A 26,256-nucleotide genomic window follows, 5' to 3' on the forward strand; every position below is an offset into this window, starting at 1 on the left:
CAATGTCCATCCGGTCCAGACACCAGTCGCACCGGGGATTCCTGTCAGAGATTGTTCAAGCCCACGTTCCACCTGATGCGGAAATTGCGGCGCGCCCCGGACCACCAGCGGCGCGGTTTCGCCGTCTTTTTGCTGGGTGCGTCCGTTACCCGGGGGCGATCAAAGCCGGTTGCGGTCATATAAGATTTTGCATAGATCGATAGCATGTCCACTCTCCGATTTGCAGTGTTGCCGTTGCTAAAAGGATTGATCTTCGGCGCCCGAAATGCGACTCAATTCGCATTGCTATATGTAAGCAGGAGTTACATATGGACTGGATGAAGCTTCCACCGCTGGCGTCACTCAGGGCGTTTTCGGCCTTTGCGGAAAAGGGAAATGTCGTGCAGGCCGGACAGGCATTGAATGTCAGTCACGCTGCCATCAGCCAACAACTCAGGGCGCTTGAAAGACATCTTGGCACGACCTTGCTGGACCGGTCCGGCAAAACACTGAAAATGACCGAAGAAGGACGGCGGCTTGCCAACGCTCTGGAGCTCGGTTTCGGGGCCATCTGGTCCGTAGTCGGTGACCTGATTCAATCGGGCAAGGATCGTCCGGTCCATGTGTCCCTTACTGCGGCCTTTGCAGCCTCGTGGTTGATGCCGCGTCTGTCGACATTTCAGGTCGCGCACCCCGAGATTGACCTGATACTCGACCCGAGCCCGGCGCTGGTGGAATTGCGCCCGGGGGGTGTGGATCTGGCAATCAGGCATGGCGCAGGTGGATGGCCGGGGGTCGAGGCGCAGATGCTTTTGAAAACGCCCATGGTCATCGTCGCCGCCCCTTCTTTGCTTGATGGCAGGACTTCGGTGTCCGCATCCGAACTGGCTGAGCTACCATGGCTGGAGGAGGTCGGCACCACCGAAGCCACCACCTGGCTGGCCTCGCACGGCGTTCAGCATGGGCCAAAAGCAGGGCGGATCGCCTTGCCGGGCAACTTGCTGCTTGAGGGTGTGCGGGCAGGTCAGGGCGTAACTGTCACCGTGCGACATTTCGTCGAACCAGAGATCGAATCCGGCCAGCTTGTCGAGCTGTATTCCCAGTCGGATCAGCGCGGCTATCACATCATTACAGGGCTTTCGCCACTGCGGCCGCCGGTCAGGACCTTCATCGCGTGGCTAAAACGTCAGGCCCTTGAACCATAATAAAAGGTGTCCACACGATGCGCTTTTTGACCCATGTCAAAGTTGCGTCATGTATGATCTGGAAGAAGACGCTTTCATATAAGCCAGTTCTGGAGCCTGCCCCGTGAGCGATTCCGACCCCGCCCCCAGCCTATACGCCGCCAGGGAGCCCATCTTTCCAAGGCGTGTGTCCGGACAGTTCCGCAATCTCAAATGGATCATCATGGCGGTGACCCTGGGTATCTATTATCTGACACCCTGGATTCGCTGGGATCGCGGTCCCAGCCTGCCGGATCAGGCGGTGCTGCTGGATATGGCCAATCGACGGTTCTACTTCTTCTGGATCGAAATCTGGCCACATGAATTCTATTTCGTGGCCGGTTTGCTGATCATGGCCGGGCTTGGCCTGTTTCTGTTTACGTCTGCCCTTGGGCGTGTCTGGTGCGGGTACGCCTGCCCTCAGACCGTCTGGACCGACCTGTTCATCCTGGTCGAGCGTTGGATCGAAGGTGACCGGAACGCGCGCCTGCGGCTGCACAGGCAGAAAAAGCTGGATGCGCGAAAGGTCCGGCTGCGGCTGACGAAATGGGCGGCATGGTTCCTGATCGGCCTCGCCACCGGCGGGGCGTGGGTGTTCTATTTTGCCGATGCGCCAACACTGGCGCGCGATCTGGTGACCGGCAACGCACATCCGATCGCTTACACCACGATGTTGGTATTGACCGGCACGACCTTTTTCTTTGGCGGTTTCGCCCGCGAGCAGATCTGTATCTACGCCTGCCCGTGGCCGCGAATTCAAGCGGCGATGATGGATGAGGATACGCTGGTTGTCGGATATCGCGAATGGCGGGGCGAACCGCGCGGAAAAGGTAAGCGCACGGCGGATTCCGAACTGGGCGACTGCATCGACTGCATGGCCTGCGTCAATGTCTGTCCGGTCGGCATCGACATTCGCGATGGGCAACAGCTTGAGTGCATCACCTGTGCGCTGTGTATCGATGCCTGCGATGACATGATGGCCAAGGTCGGCAAACCTCGTGGTCTGATCGACTATATGGCGCTCAGCGATGAAGAGAGGGAGCGTTCGGGTCAAAAGCCCAAGAACGTGTGGAAACACATCCTGCGTCCCCGCACGATCATGTATACCGTGCTTTGGTCTCTGATCGGGTTTGCCTTGCTGTTTGCCCTGTTCATTCGCTCGGATATCGATCTTACGGTCGCACCGGTTCGCAATCCAACCTTCGTGACCCTGTCCGACGGTTCGATTCGAAATACGTATGATGTGCGTCTGCGCAACAAACACGGAGAAGAGCGGCCCTTCCAGCTATCTCTCAGCGGTGATCCCTCGATGCAGCTTCAGATCGAGGGTGTGGAGGGCGATACCGTCACAGTTGCCGCTGACACGGCACAGCTGACCCGTGTATATATCGTGACACCCAAAGAGGCTTTGCCCTCCAGTGCGGCCAATACGCCCGTGCGGATTTGGGTTGAGGATCTGAACAGCGGAGAACGGGCTTCCAAGGACACTACGTTCAACGGGAAAGGCAATTGAAGGTGACAGAACGCCGTTTCACAGGAAAGCACGCGTTGGCCCTTTTTGTCGGGGCCTTCGGCGTCATCATCGCGGTCAACCTCGTGCTTGCCTACAGCGCGGTAAAGACGTTTCCCGGACTTGTGGTCAAAAACTCGTATGTTGCCAGTCAGGATTTCAATGAACGCCTGAGCGAGCAGAGAGCTCTTGGCTGGTCCGTGAGCGCCGACCTGACAGGTGGGTTGGTCATTCTGAAGTTCACCGACGAACTTGGCGCCCCGGTTGAGGTCGCCGATTTGCAGGTTGTGATCGGCCGCGCCACCCATGTGCGCGACGATTTCACCCCCGAATTTACCTTTGACGGCGTGGCCTATGTCGCCAAAGCGGCATTGGGCAAGGGAAACTGGAACATCCGGCTGGCGGCAAAGTCGTGGGACGGTGCCGATTTCACTCAGCGCATTCCGCTATACGTGAAAGGGTGATGTGATGGCTGCGGATGTCAGTTCTGGCACAGCGGCTTGCCCCGGATGCCTTGCGGCACCGACCGAACCCGCAAGGCCAATCCCGGAAGACGTGCAAATTGCGCTGTCGCTGCCCGGGATTCACTGCTCGGCCTGTATCGCCACCGTCGAGCGGGTGCTGAACGCCTGTCCGGGCGTCGGGAACGCAAGGGTCAACCTGACCCTGAAGCGTGCGATGATTCAGGCAGAGCCCGGTATTCAGGCATCTGATCTGATCCCCGTGCTGGAAGGTGCCGGGTACGAGGCGCATGAACTGGACCCCGGAGCATTGTCGGCCACACAAACGGACCGGGCCGGGCGTGATCTGCTGATGCGGTTGGCGGTTGCCGGTTTCGCGTCGATGAATGTCATGCTGCTGTCCGTCTCGGTCTGGTCCGGCGCGACGGATGCGACCCGAGACATGTTCCACTGGATTTCGGCAGCCATAGCACTGCCCGCAATCGCGTTTTCGGCAAAACCGTTCTTTTCTAATGCATGGTCGGCGCTGCGGGTCAGGCGGTTGAACATGGATGTGCCGATTGTTCTGGCGATCCTGCTGGCTCTGGTCACGTCTCTGTGGGAAACGGCGCTGAGCGGCGAGCATGCCTATTTCGACGCGGCACTGACGCTGACGTTTTTCCTGCTGGCGGGGCGCTATCTGGATTATCGCACCCGTGCTGCGGCCCGGTCTGCCGCCGAAGAGCTGACCGCGCTGGAGGTTCCCCGGGCAACGAGGCTTGTGAATAGCGTTGAGGAAGAGGTTGCCGTTGCCTCGCTGAACGTAGGCGATCTGATTTTGGTGCGCCCAGGCGGCCGGATGCCGGTGGATGGCGAGATCGTGTCAGGTCAGTCGGAACTCGACCGTTCGCTTCTGACAGGTGAGACGCTGCCGGTTTTCGCCGAGGCCGGGCTGAAGGTCAGCGCGGGCGAGGTCAACCTGACAGGCCCGCTGACGATCCGTGCAACAGCAGTTGGTGAAGACACGTCGTTGCACCGGATGGCCGATCTGGTTGCCATCGCGGAATCGGGCCGTTCGCGGTACACGTCGCTGGCGGACAAGGCGGCCAAACTGTACGCGCCGGGTGTGCACATCCTGTCCGCGCTGAGCTTTGTTGGCTGGTACATCTATTCCGGTGACATCCGCACGGCACTGAACATTGCGGCGGCCGTTCTGATCATTACATGCCCCTGTGCTTTGGGTCTGGCGGTTCCGGCCGTCACAACCGCAGCCTCGGGGCGTCTGTTTCGGCGCGGCATGCTGATCAAGCACGCGACGGCCCTTGAGCGGCTGGCCGAGGTGGATACCGTTGTTTTCGACAAGACCGGCACTCTGACCGCAGGCACACCGGAACTGACCAACCTTGGGGATCACGCGCGTGGTGATCTTGAGGTTGCGCTTGCATTGGCCGACGCGTCCTCGCATCCGCTGTCAGTGGCCCTTTCCAAGGCGGCCCGCGAGGCCGGCATTAAGCCAGCAAATGTTCAGGAAATCGCTGAAGTCCCCGGTTTCGGCACCGAAGGGATGTTTCGGGGCCAGCGTGTGAGATTGGGCCGGGCCGCCTGGACCGGAGGAGAACAGGGGGCCCAGACGGCGGCATGGCTGGCCGTTGGGACGCAGGCGCCGGTCGCATTTCTCTACTCGGACGCGTTGCGGCCGGGCGCAGAGAGCGCTGTCAATGCGTTCAGGACTGCTGGCAAGACCGTTCTTCTGGTCTCAGGCGATTCTCGGGGCGCAGTTCAGGCTCTGGCTGATCGTCTGGGGATTGCGGACTGGGTTGCCGAGGCGCTTCCACAGGACAAAGCCCGGTATGTTCAGGAACTGGGGGATCAGGGGCAGAAGGTTCTCATGGTCGGGGATGGCCTGAACGATACCGCCGCGCTGGCGGCGGCGCATGTGTCGATCTCGCCCGCTTCGGCGCTGGATGCAGCAAGGGTTGCTTCGGATATCGTTCTGTTGGGCAACGACCTATCACCGATTTCTGATGCGTGTGACACGGCCGTCAGGGCAACCCGGCGGATCAGAGAGAACTTTCGGATTGCCACTGTTTACAACGTAATTGCGGTCCCTCTGGCGGTCGCGGGGCTGGCAACGCCACTGATTGCCGCATTGGCGATGTCGACCTCATCGATTACAGTATCGCTGAACGCTTTGCGCTTAAGGTGACGTGATGGAAGTGCTGGCTTATCTGATCCCCATTTCGCTGTTGTTGGGCGGCGTCGGTCTGGTTGCGTTCATCTATACCGTGCGGACAAATCAGTATGAGGACCCCGAAGGGGATGCCCGGCGTATACTCAGCGATGAATGGGATGATCGCCCGAAACCCTGATCTGCAGTAGAAATCACAATCGCAACACGCGATAGCCACCCTTGAAATTGCCGCAATGCCCGGCTATGTCCGGCCCATCCGCTAGCAGAGAGTTATGCCAAATGGCCACCATCAACCCGATCCAGTTCATTCAGCAGGTCCGCGCCGAAGTTGCAAAGGTCGTCTGGCCTACCCGTCGCGAGGTGCTGTTGACTACGGTCATGGTGTTCATCATGGCGGCGCTGACGGCTGTTTTCTTTGCTTTGGTCGATCTTGGTATCCGCGGCGGTCTGCAACTGATTCTCGGCGCCTTCGGCTAAGCCCGGATAAAAGGCTGTGGCCCGAGCCTGACTCCATGGTGCGTTCACCTTTGTGATACCCATTGCCCCTTGCGCAATGCGCCATGTGAGAGTAGTTGACGCGGTAACTTTCGGGACAGGCGTGCGGCGATTCGGGTTGCGCGCCGCTTTTTGTTCCGGACAGCGCGGCGGGGCCGCGAATGGATTTCAATAACGGGTGCGTTCGCAATGTGAATGCGCCAAAGGTAAACAAGGACGGCAAGTTCATGGCGAAACGGTGGTACTCGGTCAGCGTTCTTTCCAACTTTGAAAAGAAGATCGCAGAACAGATCCGCACGTCCGTGGCCGAGCAGGGCCTTGAGGACGATATCGACGAAGTACTGGTGCCCACCGAAGAGGTGATCGAGGTGCGCCGGGGCAAGAAAGTCACGACCGAACGCCGTTTCATGCCCGGCTATGTTCTGGTGCATATGGAAATGTCCGACCAAGGATATCACCTGGTCAATTCGATCAACCGCGTCACCGGTTTTCTCGGCCCGCAGGGTCGCCCGATGCCGATGCGCGACGCCGAGGTGAACCAGATCCTCAACCGCGTTCAGGAAGGTGAGGAAGCGCCCAAGCTGATGATCAGCTTCGAGGTGGGCGAGAAGGTCAAGGTCAACGACGGCCCGTTCGAGGATTTCGACGGCATGGTCGAAGGCGTGGACGACGAGAACCAGAAATTGAAAGTTTCCGTTTCGATCTTTGGCCGGGAAACACCGGTCGAGCTGGATTTCATGCAGGTTACCAAGCAGAGCTAAATGGGGTTCTCAGTGAGTTTCAAAACGCCGTGTTGCTTTTGCAGCACGGCGTTTTTTGTTGGCCTTGGCCAGTTCTCGCTTGAAAATTTCTAGGCCTAAGACAGAGTGCGCTCAATAGTTAAAAAAACCAAGTGATTTTGGAGAAATATATTGCAAGATCAAGACTATCGCTTTGACCCTAGCGCTTCGTTTACTGATATCGGCTCTTACTTCGTCAAACTCGACAAGCGTTGGAAGTTGGATGAACTGAGCGAATTTTCCAAGAACTTTGAGCAGTCGTACTATGCTGCTCTGGCATTGGAGGCAGTAAAAGCTGAAAGCAGCTTGAGTCGAGACACACAGGCAAGGTTGATTTCGCAAATGGCCCGTTATCCTTGGAAGGGGGGGTATTCTACGGTCCATTTCTACTTTGGTGTAAAGCGTATCGTTGGTAGAAAGCGGCAGCCAGAAATTCAGAAAATTCAATATGCTTCGCCGGGTTTTATTGAGCTTAGTACGATGGTTGAGGTGGCTACTAATCTCGGCATTATTGTTGGTAGTTTGTGCGGCTCGATTACGGCTATTAACGCGACTTACAACCGTATTTACAAGGGCTTGCGGGAGCGTCAGCTAAACGAACTCAAAGTCGAAAAAGCTACCCTAGATTTAGCGAAAGAGCACCGTGAGTTCTTGCTTCAATCAATCGACGAAATCGGTCAGCCCTTGAGGTTGCATGACAGTGTCCAACTGGTCGCGGCGGCTGGCAACGAATTTCGGGCTCTAAAAATCTTGTTGTCGATGTATCGGCGCATGCGGATTGTCGCTGGATACCAAGAGGAAAGAAAGGTCTACCTCCCTCGCGACTCCAGCGAGAACCATTGATTGTAGCTATTGCCCGGAAACTCAACTATTGTTCCGTCTTTATTTTGTTGAGTTTCCAACCCACTTGCCAACCCCACCATTCCCCTATAAACGCCGCCTCTATCGTCTTCGGGCGAGATTCTCTCGTGGGAGGTTGCCGGGATCGCGATCCCGGACCGAACCACGCAACATAATCTGGGTGGAACGCGTTTCACCTAAGTTGAAAGGATAACCAAATGGCCAAGAAGCTTGCTGGTACAATGAAGCTGCAGGTTCCTGCAGGTCAGGCGAACCCGTCGCCGCCAGTTGGTCCGGCGCTGGGTCAGCGCGGCATCAACATCATGGAATTCTGCAAGGCGTTCAACGCCAAGACCGCAGACATGGAGCAAGGCGCGCCTTGCCCGACCGTGATCACCTACTATCAGGACAAGTCCTTCACCATGGACATCAAGACGCCGCCCGCGTCTTATTACCTGAAAAAAGCTGCTGGCCTGAAGCCGGTCGGCAAGCGTAACCGCCCCCGCGGCGCGGAAAACCCCGGTCGTGAAACCGTGGCAACCGTGACCTCCAAGCAGGTTCGCGAAATCGCCGAAGCCAAGATGAAAGATCTGAACGCCAACGACGTCGAAGGCGCAATGCAGATCATCCTGGGCTCGGCCCGCTCCATGGGCATCGAGGTGAAGTAAGATGGCAAAACTCGGTAAACGTACCCGCGCTGCGCGCGAAGCTGTCGCCGGCAAGGAAAACCTGTCGGTTGAAGAAGCGGTCGCTCTGGTCAAGGCCAACGCAACCTCGAAATTCGACGAAACCATCGAAATCGCACTGAACCTGGGCGTTGACACCCGTCACGCAGACCAGATGGTTCGTGGCGTTGTCGGCCTGCCGAACGGCACCGGCAAAGCGATGCGCGTTGCTGTTTTTGCCCGCGGCCCCAAGGCGGACGAAGCAAAAGAAGCAGGCGCGGATATCGTTGGCGCAGAAGACCTGATGGAAACCATCCAGGGCGGCACCATCGAATTCGATCGCTGCATCGCCACCCCGGACATGATGCCGATCGTCGGTCGTCTGGGTAAGGTCCTGGGCCCCCGCAACCTGATGCCGAACCCCAAGGTCGGCACCGTGACCATGGACGTGAAAGCGGCCGTGGAAGCAGCCAAGGGCGGTGAAGTTCAGTTTAAGGCGGAAAAAGGCGGCGTTGTGCACGCCGGTGTTGGCAAAGCGTCCTTTGACGAAGCCAAGCTGGCAGAAAACGTCCGTGCGTTCGTCTCGGCTGTTGCCAAGGCCAAGCCATCGGGCGCCAAAGGCACCTACATGAAGAAAATCGCGCTGAGCTCGACCATGGGCCCAGGCGTGACTCTGGATGTGGCTGCCGCTTCGGGCGAATAAGCCCAGGCGTTCAGGTTTGAAGATTTAGATCCCGGGTGGTGCGAACTGCCCGGGATTTTCTTTGAGAAATACGCGTGCCCCTTCGGTCTTCGTGAGCAGTCCGGTTCGAGACCCGCGCGACGTGGCGCGGGCTTGCGCATTTCCCGCAAGGGCCAGCCCCCGAGGAAGCTCTGCCGTTTTGCTGCGGTTGTTCTAGCTTGCGTAATCCGGGCTTCGCTTGTCCAGCATCCGGAGCAGACCGGGCCATTCAGTTTTGCCGTTGTAGTTGTAGTGTTCGGATGCCGCCATCTGGTCCTGGTAGCGGGCCACTTTCTGCGGGTCGATCAGGTGCAGGTCCCGCCCCATGGACAGCGTCCTGATCTGGGTAGAGCAGGTCTGACGCAGGAAATAGGCGCGGAAAAAGGCCGCTGCCGCCGTTTCACCCAACGCGTAATATCCGTGGTTGCGGCTGATCAGTATCTGATTTTGCCCCAACTTCCGGACGAAATGCGCTCCGAAGGCGTCATCTTCCTCGAACTCGTATTCGATATAGCCGGTGATGTGCCCCAGATACACGGCGGGCTGGTTCAGGGGCAGCAGGCCGTCCTTGATCGACCCGACGGCCATCACCTCTTCCTCATGACCGTGTACGAAAAAGTTGGTCTCGGGGCGCGAACCCAGAATCCATTGGCAGAGGTTTTGCACGCCGTCGTTCAGCCAGGGGGAATCTGCCGCCACAGGCTGGCCGTTGGCAGTGATTTTGACCATGTCGGATGCGCGCGCTTCCTCCCAGAACATTCCATACGGATGTACGAGGTAGTGATCGGGCTGGTCCGGCACCCGCGCGCAGACCGCGCCGTTGGCAAGGTCCGACATGCCGTAATGCGCGATGATGCGGAAGAGGGCCGCAAGTTCGACGCGTGCCTGCCATTCGGCTTCGGAACACTCTTGCGGCTTCAACTGATATGCGGCGGTCATGGGCGTTCCTTTCCTGTGGCCCGGTGTTCCAATGAGCCTGGCGCTCTGAATTTTTCGGATCATGGGCCTTGCGTCTGCATCAAAACCGACATTCGGCACAATTATCCGGATGGCGCCTTTGTCGTCAGGCCGACATGCGGGCCGCGGTTTACCCCTGCGTTATCTTTGGTCGGCCTGAATTTACCCCTTGGAAACCCCCGCTATCTGGCCTAAGTAGGGCTGCGGAATAAAGCGTGCGATTCGTCGTGCGCTTTATTTCGTTTCGTCCAAGACGGTGGGTGGGTCCGTTCGGTCCCTTAATTCCCTGCCTGAGACGGGAAAGACCAAAGAATTCGAGGGTCCATCCCTCGGGCGAATTTTGGCTCAACCCCGTAACAACGGACCTGAACGCCGGGGCGTAAGCCGCGGCAAATATGAGCCGGGGTGAGATATCATCCCTAACTTGGAGAGAACTGTGGATAGAGCCCAGAAAGAGAAAGTGGTCGAGGAACTCGGCCAGATCTTCGAAAGCTCTGGCGTCGTTGTGGTTGCCCACTACGTCGGTCTGACAGTTGCCGAGATGCAGGACCTGCGCGCGCGTGCACGCGAAGCGGGTGGGTCTGTGCGTGTTGCCAAGAACAGGCTCGCCAAAATCGCCCTCGAGGGTAAGCCGTGTGCAAGCATGGCCGACCTGCTGACGGGTATGACCGTTCTGACCTATTCCGAGGACCCCGTGGCAGCAGCCAAGGTGGCCGAGGACTTCGCCAAGGAGAACAAGAAGTTCGAAATCCTTGGCGGTGCAATGGGCGAGAACGCTCTGGACCGTGCCGGCGTCGAAGCCGTGTCGAAAATGCCGTCGCGCGAGGAGCTTATTGCTACCATCGCGGGCATGATCGGCGCACCTGCTTCGAACATCGCTGGCGCAATTGGCGCACCTGCAAGCAACATCGCAAGCATCCTGTCCACCATCGAAGAGAAGGCGGAAGCTGCGTAAGCGGTTGGCACTGAATGATCTGCGTGGGGTGAACACCCTGACGTTGGAACACACACTGTAAACGGAAAGAGCTGATACAATGGCTGATCTGAAAGCACTCGCTGAAAGCATCGTGGGTCTGACCCTGCTGGAAGCACAAGAACTGAAAACCATCCTCAAAGACGAGTACGGCATCGAGCCCGCAGCAGGCGGCGCAGTTGTCATGGCTGCTGCTGGCGACGCCGGTGGCGCTGCTGAGGAAGAAAAAACCGAATTCGACGTCGTTCTGAAGAACGCCGGCGCTTCGAAAATCAACGTGATCAAAGAAGTTCGCGGCATCACCGGTCTGGGCCTGAAAGAAGCCAAGGAACTGGTCGAAGCCGGCGGCAAGATCAAAGAAGGCGTGTCGAAAGACGAAGCCGAAGAAGTCAAAGGCAAGCTGGAAGCAGCTGGCGCAGAGGTCGAACTGGCCTAAGCCCTTTGTCTGGTGCGTCGCTGATGCACCGCAGAATTTGGCTGGGTCCGGAGAAATCCGGGTCCAGCCGAACCTGTCTTAGAAAGGGCCTCATGATCTGGGGCATTTTCTAAGACGCGGTTCGCGGATCGGGAGGCCGCCACTCGGGACGGTGGCCATGAATTGATCCGGACGTGTCGTCTCTAATGTGCAAGGCGCCGGGGCCCGACGGTGTCTTTGCCCGCTGAGAACATCGAAAGGTGACATCTGACATGGCTCAAACGTTCCTTGGCCAGAAACGTCTTCGTAAATATTACGGCAAAATCCGCGAAGTGCTGGAGATGCCGAACCTCATTGAGGTCCAGAAATCTTCTTATGATCTTTTCCTGCGCTCCGGCGATGCAGAGCAGCCCACTGACGGCGAAGGCATCAAAGGCGTGTTCCAGTCGGTTTTCCCGATCAAGGATTTCAACGAAACCTCCGTTCTGGAGTTCGTGAAATACGATCTTGAAAAACCCAAATATGACGTCGAAGAGTGCATGCAGCGCGACATGACCTACAGCGCGCCGCTCAAGGTCACTCTGCGTCTGATCGTGTTTGATGTCGACGAAGATACTGGCGCCAAGTCGGTCAAGGACATCAAGGAACAGGACGTATTCATGGGCGACATGCCCCTGATGACGCCGAACGGGACGTTCATCGTGAACGGCACCGAGCGTGTGATCGTGTCCCAGATGCACCGTTCTCCTGGCGTGTTCTTCGACCACGACAAGGGCAAGACCCATTCCTCGGGCAAACTGCTGTTTGCCTGCCGCATCATCCCGTATCGCGGCAGCTGGCTGGACTTTGAGTTCGACGCCAAGGACATCGTATTCGCTCGTATCGACCGTCGCCGCAAACTGCCTGTGACGACCCTGCTGTATGCGCTGGGTCTGGATCAGGAAGCGATCATGGACGCCTATTACAACACCGTGTCCTACAAGCTGGACAAGAAGAAGGGCTGGGTCACGCCGTTCTTCCCCGAGCGTGTGCGCGGTACCCGTCCTACCTATGATCTGATCGACGCGAAATCCGGTGAAGTGATTGCCGAAGCAGGCAAGAAGGTCACTCCGCGCGCGGTCAAGAAACTGATCGACGAAGGCAGCGTCACTGACCTGCTGGTTCCGTTCGATCACATCGTTGGCAAATACGTCGCCAAGGACATCATCAATGAAGAAAACGGCGCGATCTATGTCGAAGCCGGTGATGAACTGACGCTGGAATATGACAAGGACGGCGATCTGATCGGCGGCACCGTCAAAGAGCTGATGGATGCGGGCATCACTGACATTCCGGTTCTGGACATCGACAACGTCAACGTTGGCCCCTACATGCGCAACACCATGGCTCAGGACAAGAACCTGAACCGTGAAAGCGCGCTGATGGACATCTACCGCGTCATGCGCCCAGGCGAGCCGCCCACCGTCGAGGCTGCGTCGGCCCTGTTCGACACCCTGTTCTTCGACAGCGAGCGTTATGACCTGTCCGCCGTTGGCCGGGTAAAGATGAACATGCGTCTGGCTCTGGACGCGCCGGATACCCTGCGCACCCTGCGCCGCGAAGACATCGTGGCCTGCATCAAGGCGCTGGTGGAACTGCGTGACGGCAAGGGCGACATCGACGATATCGACCACCTCGGCAACCGTCGTGTGCGTTCGGTCGGTGAACTGATGGAAAACCAGTACCGGGTCGGCCTGCTGCGCATGGAGCGCGCGATCAAAGAGCGTATGTCGTCGGTCGAAATCGACACCGTCATGCCGCAGGATCTGATCAACGCGAAACCGGCTGCGGCTGCTGTTCGTGAATTCTTCGGCTCGTCGCAGCTGTCGCAGTTCATGGACCAGACCAACCCGCTGTCCGAGGTTACCCACAAACGCCGTCTCTCGGCGCTTGGCCCGGGTGGTCTGACACGTGAGCGTGCGGGCTTTGAGGTTCGCGACGTGCACCCGACCCACTATGGCCGGATGTGCCCGATTGAAACGCCGGAAGGTCCGAACATCGGTCTGATCAACTCGCTGGCCACCTTCGCCCGCGTGAACAAGTATGGCTTCATCGAAACACCGTATCGCGTCGTCAAGGACGCCGAGGTGACCGATGAGGTCCACTACATGTCCGCGACCGAGGAAATGCGTCACACCGTGGCGCAGGCGAACGCGACGCTGGATGCAGATGGCAAGTTCATCAACGATCTGGTTTCGACCCGTCAGGCCGGTGACTACACCCTCGCCCCGCGCGAGAATGTGGACCTGATCGACGTGTCGCCGAAACAGCTGGTTTCGGTCGCCGCATCGCTGATCCCGTTCCTTGAAAATGACGACGCTAACCGCGCTCTGATGGGCTCGAACATGCAACGTCAGGCGGTTCCGCTGCTGCGGGCCGAGGCGCCGCTGGTCGGTACCGGGATCGAGGAAAAGGTTGCGATCGACTCGGGCGCTGCAATTCAGGCGAAACGCGCAGGTATCATCGACCAGGTCGATGCCCAGCGTATCGTTATCCGCGCCACCGAGGATCTGGAACTGGGCGACGCTGGCGTTGACATCTATCGTCTGCGCAAATTCCAGCGTTCGAACCAGAACACCTGCATCAACCAGCGTCCGCTGATCAAGGTGGGTGACACCGTCCAGAAGGGCGAGGTCATTGCCGACGGTCCGTCGACCGATATGGGTGAACTGGCCCTGGGTAAGAACGTGGTCGTCGCGTTCATGCCGTGGAACGGTTACAACTACGAAGACTCGATCCTGATCTCGGAGCGTATCGCGCGTGACGACGTCTTTACCTCGGTTCATATCGAGGAATTCGAAGTCGCCGCCCGTGACACCAAGCTGGGTCCGGAAGAGATCACCCGCGACATCCCGAACGTCGGTGAAGAAGCGCTGCGCAACCTCGACGAGGCGGGCATCGTTTACATCGGTGCGGATGTTGAACCGGGTGATATTCTGGTCGGCAAGATCACACCGAAGGGCGAAAGCCCGATGACCCCGGAAGAAAAGCTGCTGCGCGCCATCTTTGGTGAGAAAGCATCTGACGTGCGCGACACCTCGCTGCGCGTGAAGCCGGGCGATTACGGTACGGTCGTTGAAGTCCGCGTCTTCAACCGTCACGGCGTCGAGAAAGACGAACGTGCGCTGCAGATCGAGCGTGAGGAAGTCGAACGTCTGGCCCGTGACCGGGACGACGAATTGGCGATCCTTGACCGCAACATCTATGCGCGTCTGCAGGGCATGATCCTGGGTAAAACCGCTGTCAAAGGCCCGAAAGGCGTCAAGGCAGGGTCGGTGATCACCGAGGAGCTGCTGGAAACCCTGACCCGCGGTCAGTGGTGGCAGCTGGCACTGGAAGACGAGCAGGACGCGCAGGTTGTCGAGGCTCTGAACGAACAGTACGAAGTACTCAAGCGTGCTCTGGACGCTCGTTTCGAAGACAAAGTCGAAAAGGTCCGCCGCGGCGACGACCTGCCGCCGGGTGTGATGAAGATGGTCAAAGTCTTCATCGCTGTTAAGCGCAAGCTGCAGCCGGGCGACAAGATGGCCGGTCGTCACGGGAACAAGGGTGTGATCTCCAAGGTTGTTCCGATGGAAGACATGCCGTTCCTGGCCGATGGTACGCCGGTCGACTTCTGTCTGAACCCGCTGGGTGTGCCTTCGCGTATGAACGTGGGCCAGATCCTTGAAACCCACATGGGTTGGGCCGCACGCGGTCTGGGTCTGAACATCGACGAGGCACTGGGTGAATATCGCCGTTCCGGCGACCTGACCCCGGTCCGCGAGGCGATGAAGCTGGCCTATGGCGAGGATGTCTACGAAGAAGGCATCAGCGGCATGGACGAAGGGCACCTGATCGAGGCGGCGGGCAACGTGGCCCGTGGTGTTCCGATTGCGACCCCGGTCTTTGACGGCGCGAAAGAGGCGGATGTCAACGACGCGCTGGTACGTGCGGGCTTCTCGGAAAGCGGTCAGTCGGTTCTGTTCGACGGTCGCACCGGTGAGCAGTTTGCACGTCCGGTGACCGTGGGCATCAAATACCTGCTGAAACTGCACCACCTGGTGGACGACAAGATCCACGCGCGTTCGACCGGGCCGTACAGCCTGGTTACCCAGCAGCCGCTGGGCGGTAAGGCGCAGTTCGGTGGTCAGCGCTTTGGTGAGATGGAGGTCTGGGCTCTGGAAGCTTACGGCGCCGCCTACACCCTGCAGGAGATGCTGACGGTGAAATCGGATGACGTCGCCGGCCGGACCAAGGTCTATGAGTCGATCGTCAAGGGCGAGGATAACTTTGAAGCGGGCGTACCGGAATCGTTCAACGTTCTGGTGAAAGAAGTCCGTGGCCTCGGCCTGAATATGGAACTCCTGGATGCGGAGGTTGAGGAGTAAGGGCGCTGCCCTTTCTCCCGTCCCCCCTTCCGCAAGATTTGAGGTAACAAATGAACCAGGAAATCACCAACAACCCGTTCAACCCGCTGACGCCGCCGAAAGTTTTCGACGAGATCAAGGTCTCGCTGGCGTCGCCTGAGCGGATCCTGTCTTGGTCCTATGGCGAGATCAAGAAACCCGAAACCATCAACTACCGGACGTTCAAGCCCGAGCGTGACGGCCTGTTCTGCGCGCGTATCTTTGGCCCGATCAAAGATTACGAATGTCTGTGCGGTAAATATAAGCGGATGAAGTATCGCGGCGTTGTCTGCGAGAAATGCGGTGTGGAAGTCACCCTGCAGAAAGTTCGCCGCGAGCGTATGGGCCACATCGAACTGGCCGCGCCCGTCGCACATATCTGGTTCCTGAAGTCGCTGCCGTCCCGCATCGGTCTGATGCTGGACATGACGCTGCGCGATCTGGAACGCGTTCTGTACTTTGAAAACTACGTCGTCATCGAGCCCGGTCTGACCGACCTGACCTACGGCCAGATGCTGACTGAAGAAGAGTATATGGATGCGCAGGATGCCTATGGCATGGACGCGTTCACCGCGAATATCGGTGCCGAAGCCATTCGTGAGATGCTGGCCCAGATCGATCTGGAAGCCGAAGCCGAGCAGCTGCGCGCTGATCTGGCCGAAGCAACCGGCGAATTGAAGCCCAAGAAGATCATCAAACGTCTGAAGGTTGTTGAATCCTTCCTCGAGTCGGGCAACCGCCCCGAGTGGATGGTCATGACCGTGATCCCGGTCATCCCGCCGGAACTGCGTCCGCTGGTTCCGTTGGATGGTGGCCGCTTTGCGACTTCGGATCTGAACGATCTGTATCGCCGCGTCATCAACCGGAACAACCGTCTGAAGCGTCTGATCGAACTGCGCGCGCCTGACATCATCGTCCGCAACGAAAAGCGGATGCTGCAGGAATCCGTGGACGCTCTGTTCGACAACGGCCGTCGTGGCCGCGTGATCACCGGCGCCAACAAGCGTCCGCTGAAATCGCTATCGGACATGCTGAAGGGTAAGCAAGGCCGCTTCCGTCAGAACCTTCTGGGTAAGCGCGTCGACTTCTCGGGCCGTTCGGTCATTGTGACCGGTCCGGAACTCAAGCTGCACCAGTGTGGTCTGCCCAAGAAGATGGCGCTGGAGCTGTTCAAGCCGTTCATCTACTCGCGCCTTGAAGCCAAGGGTCTGTCTTCGACTGTTAAGCAGGCGAAGAAACTGGTCGAGAAAGAGCGTCCCGAAGTGTGGGATATCCTCGACGAGGTGATCCGCGAGCACCCTGTCATGCTGAACCGTGCGCCTACGCTGCACCGTCTTGGCATTCAGGCGTTCGAGCCGGTTCTGATCGAAGGTAAAGCCATCCAGCTACACCCGCTGGTCTGTTCGGCCTTTAACGCCGACTTCGACGGTGACCAGATGGCTGTTCACGTTCCGCTGAGCCTTGAAGCACAGCTGGAAGCCCGTGTTCTGATGATGTCGACGAACAACGTTCTGTCGCCTGCAAACGGCGCGCCGATCATCGTTCCCTCGCAGGACATGATCCTGGGTCTCTACTATGTGACCCTGGAGCGCGAAGGCATGCCGGGTGAAGGCAAGGTCTTTGGTTCGATCGACGAAGTTCAGCATGCGCTGGACGCGGGCGAGGTGCATCTGCACACAAAAATCACCGCGCGGATTACGCAGATCGACGACGAAGGCAACGAAGTTCAGAAGCGTTATGAAACCACTCCGGGCCGTCTGCGTCTGGGTGCGTTGCTGCCGATGAACAACAAGGCGCCTTTCGATCTGGTCAACCGCCTGCTGCGGAAGAAAGAAGTGCAGCAGGTGATCGACACCGTCTACCGCTACTGCGGTCAGAAAGAGTCGGTCATCTTCTGTGACCAGATCATGTCGATGGGCTTCAAAGAGGCGTTCAAGGCCGGTATTTCGTTCGGCAAGGACGACATGGTGATCCCCGATGGCAAATGGGGCATCGTGGACGATACCCGTGGTCAGGTTAAGGACTTTGAACAGCAGTACATGGACGGCCTGATCACTCAGGGCGAAAAGTACAACAAAGTCGTCGACGCCTGGTCCAAGTGTAACGACCGCGTCACCGAAGCGATGATGAGCACGATCTCATCCTCCGAACGTGACGCCGCGGGTGCCGAACAGGAACCGAACTCGGTCTACATGATGGCCCACTCGGGTGCGCGTGGCTCGGTCACGCAGATGAAGCAGCTGGGCGGCATGCGCGGCCTGATGGCCAAGCCGAACGGCGACATCATCGAAACGCCGATCATCTCGAACTTTAAGGAAGGTCTGACCGTTCTTGAATACTTCAACTCGACCCACGGTGCCCGTAAGGGTCTGTCGGATACCGCTCTGAAGACGGCGAACTCGGGTTACCTGACCCGTCGTCTGGTGGACGTGGCGCAGGACTGCATCGTTCGTGAGATCGACTGCGGAACCGAGCGCGCGATCACTGCGGAAGCAGCGGTTAACGACGGTGAGGTTGTCGCTTCGCTGGCCGAACGTGTGCTGGGCCGTGTCTCGGCCGACGATGTTCTGCGTCCGGGTACGGACGAGGTGATCGTGGCCGCTGGTCAGCTGATCGACGAACGCATGGCCGACACCATCGATGAAGCCGGTGTTGCGTCGATGCGCATCCGTTCGCCTCTGACCTGTGAGTCTGAGGAAGGCGTTTGTGCAACCTGCTACGGTCGTGACCTTGCACGCGGTACCATGGTGAACACGGGTGAGGCTGTCGGCATCATCGCCGCCCAGTCCATCGGTGAACCCGGTACGCAGCTGACGATGCGGACCTTCCACATCGGCGGTGTTGCACAAGGTGGTCAGCAGTCGTTCCAGGAAGCCAGTCAGGACGGTGTGGTTGTCTTTGAGAACCCGCAGATTCTGGTCAATTCCGCAGGCGAAAGCCTGGTCATGGGCCGGAACATGAAGCTGGTGATCAACGACGAACACGGCGAAGAGCGTGCCAGCCACAAGCTGGGCTACGGCTCCAAGCTGTTCGTCAAGGACGGCACCAAGGTTGCGCGTGGCGACAAGCTGTTCGAGTGGGATCCCTACACCCTGCCGATCATCGCCGAAAAAGCCGGTACCGCGAAATACGTTGATCTGGTTTCGGGCCTTGCTGTCCGTGACGAGACCGACGAAGCAACCGGTATGACCCAGAAGATCGTGATCGACTGGCGCGCGGCCCCCAAAGGCAGCGACCTCAAGCCCGAGATCATTCTGGTCGGTGAAGATGGCGAGCCGGTCCGCAACGATGCGGGCAACCCGGTTCACTATCCGATGTCGGTGGATGCGATCCTGTCGGTCGAAGATGGTCAGACCATCGAAGCCGGTGACGTTGTTGCGCGTATCCCGCGTGAAGGCGCCAAGACCAAGGACATCACCGGTGGTCTGCCGCGTGTGGCCGAACTGTTCGAAGCCCGCCGTCCGAAAGATCACGCGATCATCGCAGAAGCCGACGGTTACGTGCGCTTTGGCCGCGACTACAAGAACAAGCGCCGCATCAGCATCGAACCGGCAGACGATTCGCTGGAGCCGATCGAGTACATGGTGCCCAAGGGCAAGCATATCCCGGTCGCGGAAGGTGACTTCATCCAGAAGGGTGAATACCTGATGGACGGTAACCCGGCTCCGCATGACATCCTGTCCATCATGGGTGTCGAAGCGCTGGCGGATTACATGATCGACGAGGTGCAGGACGTTTATCGTCTGCAGGGCGTGAAGATCAACGACAAGCACATCGAAGTCATCGTGCGCCAGATGCTGCAGAAGTGGGAGATCCTGGATTCAGGCGACACCACCCTGCTGAAAGGCGAGCATGTCGACAAGCAGGAGTTTGACGCAGCCAACGAGAAGACACTCTCGCGTGGTGGACGTCCGGCTCAGGGCGAACCGATCCTCTTGGGGATCACCAAAGCCTCGCTGCAGACACGTTCGTTCATCTCGGCGGCGTCGTTCCAGGAAACCACCCGCGTGCTGACCGAAGCTTCGGTTCAGGGCAAGAAGGACAAGCTGGTTGGCCTGAAAGAGAACGTCATCGTTGGACGTCTGATCCCCGCCGGTACCGGTGGTGCGACACAGCGTGTCCGCCACATCGCCCAGCAGCGCGACAATGTGGTGATCGAGGCACGTCAGGAAGAGGCAGAGGCCGCAGCGGCTCTTGCAGCACCTATCATGGAAGACGACATCATCGGGGATGAGCTGGACGTACTGGTTGAAACTCCGGAAAGCCGCGAGTAACTAACGGCAGATACTTACCGGAAAGGCCCCGCAGTTTGCGGGGCCTTTTCTATTGGGTCAGATGCTCTCAAGCGTGGAAGCTCATATTCGAAAGGCGCCGCAAAGCAGTCTTTCACAGTTATGGTCGCAAGGCCCGGTTGGTTTGGGTGCCTCTAGCTACTTCCCGCTTGTTCCGCATAAGATTTGGCGTCAAACCAACCCTGCGAAGACTGAACCTTCAAATCGGCATTCAAGTCCCATTCTTCCCAACCATGGATCTTTAGTGGCCGGTCAGTAGCAGCATCGTGCCCTGTAAACGTCCACAAAAATAGAACATGATCTTCCGAGATGCGTACATCATCGCATGTCAGCGACAAGTCAGGCACATCCCGGAAAAAACCAGCCGCCATGTCACGCACGCGGGAATTTCCAGACCAGGGTTCACCTCGGTTGATCACGATTTCACCGTCCTGTGTATAGAACGACGCGACAGCATCCGGGGACTTCGAGTTCCACGCCTTTGTATAGCTCTGCGCCATCTGCATTATTGTCGTCGGGTTCATCTTGTACTCCTCTTGGTTTTTCATGCGACTCAATCATCGAAAATTCGGAGTAATTGCGCTTGAGGAGGGCATGTGGAAACGCTTAGGATTTTATTGTGGTTTACACTGCTTCAACACGAGGCTCTGGCCGAGGCGCTGAGAGGTACACGTTTGGTGAGTTCACGCTGGACGTAAATCGGCACACGCTGACAAAGTCTCGCGAAGCAGTGCCAATTGAGCCAAAAGTCTTCGATCTTCTCAGACTCCTTCTTGAAAACGCGGGCGAGCTGATTACACGCGACAGATTGATTGCCGAGATTTGGAAGGGCCGCGTGGTCTCGGACTCCGCGATTAGTGCATGCGTCGCATCGGCGCGGCGCGCAGTGGACGACGACGGGCAGAAGCAAGCTGTTATCAGAACGGTCGCGCGGCGCGGTTTCACCTGTTGCGCAGTTGTTGAAGCTGAGGTCGTGGACGCTCCACACCCCCAAAGAACACTGGCGCCAAGACTGCAATTCACCAAGAGCCGAGAGCAAAAGTCGCTTGCTTATGCGATAGCGGGCGATGGTCCGCCAATCATCTACACAACCTTCGGCGGGACCAGTATCGAAGCGAACTGGTCCTCTCCGTTTTTTCGCCCGCTATTTGATGCGATCTGCGCGCAAAACACATTGGTCGTCTTTGACGAAGTTGGCAGTGGTCAATCCGAATTGAATATGGCGTCCGCAGGGGTTGAGGCTGTGGCACACGAAATACTCAGCGTGGCCGATGCCGCAGGGTTTGATCGTTTCGGGCTGTTTAGCCAATCCGGTTCTGCACTGTCTGCAATCTACCTTGCGGCCCACTTTCCAGAACGTGTTTCGGCAATGGTTCTGAATGGAGGATACGCCGAAGGGCGCACTCTTCGACCGGAAGCTAGCGGCACAAAAGAAATGTTTGGTATGATCTCTGAGGCTTGGGACAACCCGGACAGCAACTTTCTTCTCGCGTACTCGTTGCTTTATTTCCCGGAAGGTCCACTTGACCTGGCAAAAGACATTGTCGAGATCATGAATGAAGCGTGCCCTGCCGAGAATATTCTGAGAATGCGGCAGGCTATGAACAATGCTTCAGTGGTTGACCTGCTTCCACAAGTGCAGTCCCCAACACTAATCGTGCATGCGCGCAAAGACAGGATCCACCCTCTTGAACAAGCGCGAATGCTGGCGGCCGGCATTCCTGAGTCCCAGCTTCTTATCCTTGATTCCGCAAATCATGTTCCAATGCCTTCCAGTCCGGATTGGGAGGCATTCTTGGAGGCAACGATCAGCTTTTTGAATGCGTGAACCGATCCGGCTTTCAGGGGATTGATGCGCCAATCAGTTTTCTGCAATTCGCATTGGTCCGATCTGCGCGGGTATATTGACAGTTGGCGTTAGACATTTGACCAATACTCAATACCTGAATCTCCGGACTTTGACTGAATGACACCCAACGTGAAAGGCGCCCTCTTGATGATGGGCAGCATGGCGGCGTTTACCGTGAACGATACACTGGTAAAGCTGGTTGGCCAGGATATGCACCTGTTTCAGCTGGTCACCATGCGCGGCGTTTTGGCGACGGTTCTGATCTATACTCTGGCGCGGCATCTGGGCGCGCTGCACCTGAACTTTCCGCGACATGATCGCTGGCTTGTCGCCATCCGATCTGTTTGCGAACTGTTGGCCACGCTCTTTTTCCTGACTGCGCTGATGCATATGCCTTTGGCAAACGTCACGGCGGTGCTTCAGGCCCTGCCTCTGACCGTCACTCTGGGGGCTGCCTTGTTTTTTGGGGAAACCGTGGGCTGGCGCAGAAAGATCGCCATTGGTGTCGGATTCCTCGGAATGCTGTTGATCGTCCGCCCGGGACCGGACGGATTCAGCATCTATGCCGTCTACGCATTGATTACGGTGGCCGTGATCACTGTCCGGGACCTGATAACGCGGCGCATGTCGGTCGAGGTTCCGTCCATGGTCGTGACGCTGGCTGCTTCGCTGACCATTACGCTCAGCGCCGGAGTGGCATCGGCGGTGACCGGCTGGACACCAGTAACGGTGGGTACCGGTATTCTGATTGCCTCGGCGGCGGTGCTTGTACTGCTGGGCTACCTGTTCAGCGTCATGGTCATGCGTGTGGGCGAGGTGGGTTTCGTCGCGCCGTTTCGTTATTCCGGCGTTCTCTGGGCATTGGGTCTGGGATGGCTGGTCTTTGGTGACTGGCCGGATGCAGTCACGATGTTGGGTGCGGTGCTGGTGGTGGGCGCCGGCCTGTTTACCCTGTTCCGGGAACGTGTCAGCAAGGACGGGGCGCAGGCAGACTAAAATCCGGCACCGTCTTGCAAGGCCGGTCAGATGCCCTCATAAGCGCGCGAACCGGTCCTTACGGCCCCTGTTCTGGCGCGGCTGTTGACACCCGGTCCGACTCCCCCTATACGCGCGTCATCTCGGTTCAGGGGGCCGCCCCGAAGCCGATTCCAGTAATGAACTGGTCAAGGCCCGGACAATTTTGCAGTTCGCGCCCTCTGATAACCAACCGCGACGTTCACCTCGGAATGGGAACGCTCGCGGGTTTTGCGCTTGTGGACGCATGAGTGCAGCAAATTTAACCGCACGCATCACGCGTGCATGCCATGTGTGTTGCAAAACGGGGATATAACCGGAATGCCAACGATCCAACAGCTGATCCGCAAGCCGCGGCAGCCGAAAGTAAAACGCTCGAAGTCCATGCACCTGGAGCAGTGCCCGCAGAAGCGCGGCGTTTGCACCCGCGTGTACACCACCACACCGAAGAAACCGAACTCGGCTATGCGTAAGGTTGCCAAGGTGCGCCTGACCAACGGGTTCGAGGTCATCTCGTACATCCCCGGTGAAAGCCACAACCTGCAGGAACACTCGGTTGTTCTGATCCGTGGCGGCCGTGTAAAAGACCTTCCCGGTGTGCGTTACCACATCCTGCGCGGTGTTCTGGATACTCAGGGCGTCAAAGACCGTAAGCAGCGTCGTTCGAAATACGGCGCGAAGCGTCCCAAGTAAGAAGGAGAGGCTGATATGTCACGTCGTCACGCCGCCGAAAAACGCGAAGTTCTGCCTGACGCCAAATTTGGCGACAAGGTTCTGACCAAATTCATGAACAACCTGATGATCGACGGCAAAAAGTCGGTCGCAGAGCGCATCGTCTACAACGCCTTTGACCGCGTTGAGACCAAGATCAAGCGCGCCCCTGTCGAAGTGTTCCACGAAGCACTCGACAACATCAAACCGTCGGTCGAGGTTCGCTCGCGCCGGGTTGGTGGTGCAACCTATCAGGTTCCGGTCGAAGTTCGCCCCGAGCGCCGCGAAGCACTGGCCATCCGCTGGCTGATCACTGCTGCGCGCGGCCGCAACGAAAACACCATGGAAGAGCGCCTTGCAGGCGAGCTGCTGGACGCCGTTCAGTCCCGCGGTACCGCCGTCAAGAAGCGCGAAGACACCCACAAGATGGCCGAGGCTAACAAAGCCTTCAGCCATTACCGTTGGTAATTCCAGAGGCTTATCAAAATGGCACGCGAATATACACTCAACCACTACCGTAACTTCGGTATCATGGCGCATATCGATGCGGGTAAGACAACCTGCTCGGAACGCATCCTGTATTACACCGGCAAATCCCACAACATCGGTGAGGTGCACGATGGTGCAGCCACCATGGACTGGATGGAGCAGGAGCAGGAACGCGGCATCACCATCACTTCGGCTGCGACCACCACCTTCTGGGAGCGCACCGAAGACGGTCAGACTGCTGACTCGCCCAAGCACCGCCTGAACATCATCGACACCCCCGGCCACGTTGACTTCACCATCGAAGTCGAACGCTCGCTGGCGGTTCTCGACGGTGCCGTCTGCGTTCTGGACGCAAACGCCGGTGTTGAGCCTCAGACCGAAACCGTGTGGCGTCAGGCTGACCGCTACAAGGTTCCGCGTATGGTTTTCGTCAACAAGATGGACAAGATCGGCGCGGACTTCTTCAACTGCGTTCGCATGATCGAAGACCGCACCGGCGCCCGCGCGGTTCCGGTTGGTATTCCGATCGGCGCCGAGTCCGAGCTGGAAGGTCTGGTTGACCTGGTTACCATGGAAGAATGGCTGTGGCAGGGCGAAGACCTGGGCGCAAGCTGGGTCAAAGCTCCGATCCGCGACAGCTTGAAAGACATGGCTGACGAATGGCGCGGCAAGATGATCGAAGCGGCCGTCGAAATGGACGACGACGCGATGATGGAATACCTGGAAGGCAATGAGCCCGACGTTCCGACCCTGCGCGCCCTGCTGCGCAAAGGTACCCTGGAAATCGCGTTCGTTCCGGTTCTGGGTGGTTCGGCGTTCAAGAACAAAGGCGTTCAGCCGCTGCTCAACGCTGTGATCGACTATCTGCCCAGCCCGCTGGACGTTGTCGATTACATGGGCTTCAAACCCGGCGACGAGGAAGAAGTTCGTGACATCGCACGTCGTGCGGACGACAACATGGCCTTCTCGGGCCTGGCGTTCAAAATCATGAACGACCCCTTCGTTGGCTCGCTGACCTTCACCCGGATTTACTCGGGCACCATGAACAAGGGTGACTCGATCCTGAACTCGACCAAAGGTAAGAAAGAGCGCATCGGTCGTATGATGATGATGCACTCCAACAACCGGGAAGAGATCGAAGAAGCGTTTGCAGGCGACATCATCGCGCTGGCGGGTCTGAAAGACACCACCACCGGTGACACCCTGTGTGACGCGAAGGATCCGGTGGTTCTGGAAACCATGACCTTCCCCGATCCGGTGATCGAGATCGCGGTCGAGCCCAAAACCAAGGGCGACCAGGAAAAGATGTCCCAGGGTCTGGCCCGTCTGGCCGCCGAAGACCCGTCCTTCCGCGTGGAAACCGACCTGGAATCGGGTCAGACCATCATGAAGGGCATGGGCGAACTTCACCTGGACATCCTGGTGGACCGTCTCAAGCGCGAGTTCAAGGTCGAGGCGAACATCGGTGCACCTCAGGTGGCATACCGTGAAACCATCTCGATGCCTGTCGAACACACCTACACCCACAAGAAACAGTCGGGTGGTTCGGGTCAGTTCGCCGAAGTCAAGCTGGAGATCCAGCCGACCGAGGCGGGCGAAGGCTATTCGTTCGAAAGCCGCATCGTTGGTGGTGCTGTTCCGAAGGAATACATCCCCGGTGTTGAAAAAGGCATCAACTCGGTCATGGACAGCGGCCCGCTGGCTGGCTTCCCCGTGATCGACTTCAAGGTTGCCCTGTTGGACGGTAAGTTCCACGACGTTGACTCGAGCGTTCTGGCGTTCGAAATCGCATCGCGGATGTGTATGCGTGAAGGCATGCGCAAAGCTGGCGCGAAACTGCTGGAACCGATCATGAAGGTCGAAGTGATCACCCCGGAAGAATACACCGGCGGTATCATCGGCGACCTGACCTCGCGTCGGGGCCAGGTGTCTGGTCAGGAACCACGCGGCAACGCAATCGCGATCGACGCGTTTGTTCCGCTGGCGAACATGTTCGGCTACATCAACACCCTGCGTTCGATGTCGTCGGGCCGTGCCCAGTTCACCATGCAGTTCGACCACTACGATCCAGTTCCGCAGAACATCTCGGACGAGATTCAGGCGAAATACGCATAAGCGAAGATTTGAGGGAGCTCGGTTAACGGGCTCCCTTCATTACCGAAAAAGGAGGCCATCATGGCAAAGGAAAAGTTTGAGCGTACAAAACCGCACGTCAACATCGGCACGATTGGCCACGTTGACCATGGTAAAACGACGCTGACCGCAGCAATCACCAAGTATTTCGGC

At 58.1% G+C, this 26,256-nt stretch carries 23 protein-coding genes; 20 read left to right on the forward strand and 3 right to left on the reverse strand.

Annotation, left to right across the window (positions count from 1 at the left end):
* Nucleotides 1–44: 44 nt before the first annotated feature.
* Nucleotides 45–206: a hypothetical protein gene (locus tag ACR0NW_RS23435; RefSeq protein ID WP_480453175.1), complete on the reverse strand. Its 162-nt coding sequence runs from the start codon at nt 204–206 to the stop codon at nt 45–47.
* Nucleotides 207–308: 102 nt separating this feature from the next.
* Here ACR0NW_RS23435 and ACR0NW_RS23440 point away from each other — a divergent pair, with 102 nt between their 5' ends.
* The 10 genes from ACR0NW_RS23440 (at nt 309) to rplA (ending at nt 8,825) form a co-directional block, all read left to right on the forward strand.
* Nucleotides 309–1,184 (forward strand): LysR family transcriptional regulator, encoded by an 876-nt coding sequence (locus ACR0NW_RS23440; protein ID WP_480453176.1) that lies wholly within the window; start codon nt 309–311, stop codon nt 1,182–1,184.
* 103 nt (nt 1,185–1,287) lie between these two features.
* Entirely contained in the window at nt 1,288–2,715 is a 1,428-nt protein-coding gene (ccoG, locus tag ACR0NW_RS23445; RefSeq protein ID WP_480453178.1) for a cytochrome c oxidase accessory protein CcoG, read from the forward strand.
* 2 nt (nt 2,716–2,717) lie between these two features.
* Entirely contained in the window at nt 2,718–3,176 is a 459-nt protein-coding gene (locus ACR0NW_RS23450; RefSeq protein WP_480453179.1) for a FixH family protein, read from the forward strand.
* Between the two features lie 4 nt (nt 3,177–3,180).
* Nucleotides 3,181–5,358 carry a heavy metal translocating P-type ATPase gene (locus ACR0NW_RS23455; RefSeq protein WP_480453181.1) on the forward strand — a complete coding sequence of 726 codons (2,178 nt, stop codon included), beginning with the start codon at nt 3,181–3,183 and terminating at the stop codon, nt 5,356–5,358.
* A 4-nt stretch (nt 5,359–5,362) separates the two neighbouring features.
* Nucleotides 5,363–5,521, forward strand: coding sequence for a cbb3-type cytochrome oxidase assembly protein CcoS (gene ccoS, locus ACR0NW_RS23460; protein WP_170657130.1), 159 nt, complete (start codon nt 5,363–5,365; stop codon nt 5,519–5,521).
* 101 nt (nt 5,522–5,622) lie between these two features.
* The gene (secE, locus tag ACR0NW_RS23465; RefSeq protein WP_170657127.1) at nt 5,623–5,820 is read left to right on the forward strand and encodes a preprotein translocase subunit SecE; all 198 of its coding nucleotides are present in this window, start codon (nt 5,623–5,625) and stop codon (nt 5,818–5,820) included.
* A gap of 245 nt (nt 5,821–6,065) precedes the next feature.
* Nucleotides 6,066–6,599 carry a transcription termination/antitermination protein NusG gene (gene nusG, locus ACR0NW_RS23470; RefSeq protein ID WP_170657222.1) on the forward strand — a complete coding sequence of 178 codons (534 nt, stop codon included), beginning with the start codon at nt 6,066–6,068 and terminating at the stop codon, nt 6,597–6,599.
* A gap of 150 nt (nt 6,600–6,749) precedes the next feature.
* Entirely contained in the window at nt 6,750–7,460 is a 711-nt protein-coding gene (locus tag ACR0NW_RS23475; protein WP_480453182.1) for a hypothetical protein, read from the forward strand.
* Between the two features lie 215 nt (nt 7,461–7,675).
* Nucleotides 7,676–8,125, forward strand: coding sequence for a 50S ribosomal protein L11 (gene rplK, locus ACR0NW_RS23480; RefSeq protein ID WP_037314971.1), 450 nt, complete (start codon nt 7,676–7,678; stop codon nt 8,123–8,125).
* A 1-nt stretch (nt 8,126) separates the two neighbouring features.
* Nucleotides 8,127–8,825, forward strand: coding sequence for a 50S ribosomal protein L1 (gene rplA / locus ACR0NW_RS23485; RefSeq protein ID WP_170427361.1), 699 nt, complete (start codon nt 8,127–8,129; stop codon nt 8,823–8,825).
* Nucleotides 8,826–9,017: 192 nt separating this feature from the next.
* Here rplA and ACR0NW_RS23490 read toward each other — a convergent pair whose 3' ends face one another.
* Entirely contained in the window at nt 9,018–9,782 is a 765-nt protein-coding gene (locus tag ACR0NW_RS23490) for a class II aldolase/adducin family protein (RefSeq protein WP_480453184.1), read from the reverse strand.
* A gap of 454 nt (nt 9,783–10,236) precedes the next feature.
* On the opposite strand from ACR0NW_RS23490, the gene rplJ reads away from it, so the two are divergent.
* From rplJ to rpoC, 4 genes are all read left to right on the forward strand, one after another.
* Nucleotides 10,237–10,755: a 50S ribosomal protein L10 gene (gene rplJ / locus ACR0NW_RS23495; protein ID WP_170657118.1), complete on the forward strand. Its 519-nt coding sequence runs from the start codon at nt 10,237–10,239 to the stop codon at nt 10,753–10,755.
* 79 nt (nt 10,756–10,834) lie between these two features.
* Nucleotides 10,835–11,209 (forward strand): 50S ribosomal protein L7/L12, encoded by a 375-nt coding sequence (gene rplL, locus ACR0NW_RS23500; RefSeq protein ID WP_170657115.1) that lies wholly within the window; start codon nt 10,835–10,837, stop codon nt 11,207–11,209.
* A 251-nt stretch (nt 11,210–11,460) separates the two neighbouring features.
* Nucleotides 11,461–15,597 carry a DNA-directed RNA polymerase subunit beta gene (rpoB, locus tag ACR0NW_RS23505; protein WP_170657112.1) on the forward strand — a complete coding sequence of 1,379 codons (4,137 nt, stop codon included), beginning with the start codon at nt 11,461–11,463 and terminating at the stop codon, nt 15,595–15,597.
* Nucleotides 15,598–15,647: 50 nt separating this feature from the next.
* Nucleotides 15,648–19,889 carry a DNA-directed RNA polymerase subunit beta' gene (gene rpoC, locus ACR0NW_RS23510; protein WP_480453186.1) on the forward strand — a complete coding sequence of 1,414 codons (4,242 nt, stop codon included), beginning with the start codon at nt 15,648–15,650 and terminating at the stop codon, nt 19,887–19,889.
* 152 nt (nt 19,890–20,041) lie between these two features.
* On the opposite strand, the gene ACR0NW_RS23515 is transcribed toward rpoC, so the two are convergent.
* Nucleotides 20,042–20,431 carry a nuclear transport factor 2 family protein gene (locus ACR0NW_RS23515; protein WP_480453188.1) on the reverse strand — a complete coding sequence of 130 codons (390 nt, stop codon included), beginning with the start codon at nt 20,429–20,431 and terminating at the stop codon, nt 20,042–20,044.
* Between the two features lie 206 nt (nt 20,432–20,637).
* On the opposite strand from ACR0NW_RS23515, the gene ACR0NW_RS23520 reads away from it, so the two are divergent.
* From ACR0NW_RS23520 to ACR0NW_RS23545, 6 genes are all read left to right on the forward strand, one after another.
* Nucleotides 20,638–21,735 carry an alpha/beta hydrolase gene (locus ACR0NW_RS23520; RefSeq protein ID WP_480791957.1) on the forward strand — a complete coding sequence of 366 codons (1,098 nt, stop codon included), beginning with the start codon at nt 20,638–20,640 and terminating at the stop codon, nt 21,733–21,735.
* A gap of 138 nt (nt 21,736–21,873) precedes the next feature.
* A complete protein-coding gene (locus tag ACR0NW_RS23525) occupies nt 21,874–22,752 on the forward strand; it encodes a DMT family transporter (RefSeq protein ID WP_480453191.1) in 879 nt (292 codons plus the stop codon).
* 339 nt (nt 22,753–23,091) lie between these two features.
* A complete protein-coding gene (gene rpsL / locus ACR0NW_RS23530; protein ID WP_005621086.1) occupies nt 23,092–23,463 on the forward strand; it encodes a 30S ribosomal protein S12 in 372 nt (123 codons plus the stop codon).
* A gap of 15 nt (nt 23,464–23,478) precedes the next feature.
* Nucleotides 23,479–23,949 (forward strand): 30S ribosomal protein S7, encoded by a 471-nt coding sequence (gene rpsG, locus ACR0NW_RS23535; protein WP_170446863.1) that lies wholly within the window; start codon nt 23,479–23,481, stop codon nt 23,947–23,949.
* Between the two features lie 18 nt (nt 23,950–23,967).
* Nucleotides 23,968–26,085, forward strand: coding sequence for an elongation factor G (gene fusA, locus ACR0NW_RS23540; protein WP_480453193.1), 2,118 nt, complete (start codon nt 23,968–23,970; stop codon nt 26,083–26,085).
* 60 nt (nt 26,086–26,145) lie between these two features.
* A partial coding sequence (locus tag ACR0NW_RS23545) for a GTP-binding protein (protein ID WP_170744588.1) occupies nt 26,146–26,256 on the forward strand: 111 nt, incomplete at its 3' end.

It is taken from the genome of Ruegeria sp. CF5, assembly GCF_056537325.1.

Coding starts and splice junctions, on each gene's coding strand:
- ACR0NW_RS23490 (WP_480453184.1), bottom strand. CDS start 9,782: ATGACCGCCGCATATCAGTTGAAGCCGCAAGAGTGTTCCGAAGCCGAA.
- rpsL (WP_005621086.1), top strand. CDS start 23,092: ATGCCAACGATCCAACAGCTGATCCGCAAGCCGCGGCAGCCGAAAGTA.
- ACR0NW_RS23440 (WP_480453176.1), top strand. CDS start 309: ATGGACTGGATGAAGCTTCCACCGCTGGCGTCACTCAGGGCGTTTTCG.
- ACR0NW_RS23525 (WP_480453191.1), top strand. CDS start 21,874: ATGACACCCAACGTGAAAGGCGCCCTCTTGATGATGGGCAGCATGGCG.
- rplK (WP_037314971.1), top strand. CDS start 7,676: ATGGCCAAGAAGCTTGCTGGTACAATGAAGCTGCAGGTTCCTGCAGGT.
- rpoC (WP_480453186.1), top strand. CDS start 15,648: ATGAACCAGGAAATCACCAACAACCCGTTCAACCCGCTGACGCCGCCG.
- ACR0NW_RS23435 (WP_480453175.1), bottom strand. CDS start 206: ATGCTATCGATCTATGCAAAATCTTATATGACCGCAACCGGCTTTGAT.
- ACR0NW_RS23455 (WP_480453181.1), top strand. CDS start 3,181: ATGGCTGCGGATGTCAGTTCTGGCACAGCGGCTTGCCCCGGATGCCTT.
- ccoS (WP_170657130.1), top strand. CDS start 5,363: ATGGAAGTGCTGGCTTATCTGATCCCCATTTCGCTGTTGTTGGGCGGC.
- nusG (WP_170657222.1), top strand. CDS start 6,066: ATGGCGAAACGGTGGTACTCGGTCAGCGTTCTTTCCAACTTTGAAAAG.
- rpoB (WP_170657112.1), top strand. CDS start 11,461: ATGGCTCAAACGTTCCTTGGCCAGAAACGTCTTCGTAAATATTACGGC.
- rplA (WP_170427361.1), top strand. CDS start 8,127: ATGGCAAAACTCGGTAAACGTACCCGCGCTGCGCGCGAAGCTGTCGCC.
- secE (WP_170657127.1), top strand. CDS start 5,623: ATGGCCACCATCAACCCGATCCAGTTCATTCAGCAGGTCCGCGCCGAA.
- fusA (WP_480453193.1), top strand. CDS start 23,968: ATGGCACGCGAATATACACTCAACCACTACCGTAACTTCGGTATCATG.
- ACR0NW_RS23515 (WP_480453188.1), bottom strand. CDS start 20,431: ATGAACCCGACGACAATAATGCAGATGGCGCAGAGCTATACAAAGGCG.
- rplL (WP_170657115.1), top strand. CDS start 10,835: ATGGCTGATCTGAAAGCACTCGCTGAAAGCATCGTGGGTCTGACCCTG.
- rpsG (WP_170446863.1), top strand. CDS start 23,479: ATGTCACGTCGTCACGCCGCCGAAAAACGCGAAGTTCTGCCTGACGCC.